Origin of the sequence: Saccharothrix sp. ST-888 (assembly GCF_000955975.1) — a bacterium.
In the GTDB taxonomy this organism is placed as follows: domain Bacteria; phylum Actinomycetota; class Actinomycetes; order Streptomycetales; family Streptomycetaceae; genus Kitasatospora.
On record NZ_JYJF01000313.1, the window covers coordinates 1 to 756 of the forward strand.

Genomic DNA, 756 nt, shown 5'->3' on the forward strand with positions numbered 1-756 from the left:
CGCCGGGCGGCCAGGGCGTCCAGGAAGCTGTTCGCCGCCGCGTAGTTGCCCTGGCCCGCGTTGCCGAAGACCCCGGCGGCGGAGGAGAACAGCACGAACTCCGACAGGTCCAGCTCCCGGGTCAGCAGGTGCAGGTTCCACGCCGCGTCCACCTTCGGGCGCAGCACGGTGTCGACGCGCTCGGGGGTCAGAGAGGAGATGACGCCGTCGTCCAGGACGCCGGCGGTGTGCACGACGGCGGTGAGCGGGTACTCGGCGGGCACGGCCGCCAGCAGGTCCGCGGTGGCGTCCCGGTCCGCCAGGTCGCAGGCGGCGAACCGGACCGAGGCGCCCAGCGCCGACAGTTCTCCGGCCAACTCCGCTGCGCCCTCGGCCGCTTCGCCCCGGCGTGACACCAGCAGCAGTCGGCGGACGCCTCGTCGCTCCACCAGGTGCCGGGCCACCACACGGCCCAGCGAACCGGTCGCGCCCGTGAGCAGTACCGTGCCTTCGGGGGCCCTGGCCGGCGGCTCGGCCTCGACGGCCGCGGGAACGCGGGCCAGGCGGAGCGCAAGGGCCTTGCCCGAGCGCAGGGCGAGTTGGGGCTCGCCGCTCTCGACGGCGTTCGGCAACGCGTCCAGCGAAGCCGGGTCCTCGTCGAGGTCGAGCAGGACGATCCGGCCCGGGTTCTCCGACTGCGCCGAGCGCAGCAGCCCCAGGACGGCAGCCGCAGGAAGGTCGGCGACCTCCTCGTCGGACGTGACCGCGGTCGCGTTC

Annotated in this window: 1 protein-coding gene; it reads right to left on the reverse strand. The window is 74.7% G+C overall.

What is annotated here, in order from left to right; genetic code table 11:
• On the reverse strand, positions 1-756 hold a 756-nt coding region (locus tag UK12_RS32830; protein ID WP_045306864.1), incomplete at both ends, for a beta-ketoacyl reductase.